We start from the raw sequence: 531 nt of genomic DNA on the forward strand, positions 1-531 counted from the left end.
GTTCGACACGCCGCAGGATGCGGTGAAGTCGATCCTCGCTGGCCTCGACAAGGCGATCTCGGGATCGTCCGATGATGCCGATTTGATGACAAGGGCACGCGCCTTCGCCCGCGTCGCCATCGACGGGCTTCTGGCCCGCAAGGGCCGCTTCGACGGCATCGGCCCGTTCGAGAACGCCCATATCCGCATCGATGCCGACGATTTCACTCTCGATGGTTTCGACGTCGCGCCGGGCAAGCGCTCAAAACCGCTGGTGATGACCTTCAAGAAGCCGGAAGAGGTCGTCGGCAACCACATCGCCAAATACCAGTCGGTCAAGCTCGCCAAGATGCTGATGGCCTATGATTTCGAGCGCGAACTCAATCCGTTCGTCGAGCTCGGCGGCTTCCTGTTCACCTTCATCGGCGACGGCGCCCCCGGCACTGGCAAGACGACGCTGATCCAGATGATCGCCGGCCTCGTCAACGGCTATTGCCAGGTCGCCGGCTATCCCTTCGCCTACGAGAATTTCGGCGTCGACCAGATCTCGTC

Annotated in this window: 1 pseudogene; it reads left to right on the forward strand. The window is 61.8% G+C overall.

The window, feature by feature from the left end:
- Positions 1-531: pseudogene (locus EN932_RS37565) on the forward strand (AAA family ATPase); the annotation flags it as partial.

This window comes from Mesorhizobium sp. M7A.F.Ca.US.002.01.1.1 (genome assembly GCF_004022955.1).
GTDB lineage: Bacteria > Pseudomonadota > Alphaproteobacteria > Rhizobiales > Rhizobiaceae > Mesorhizobium > Mesorhizobium ciceri.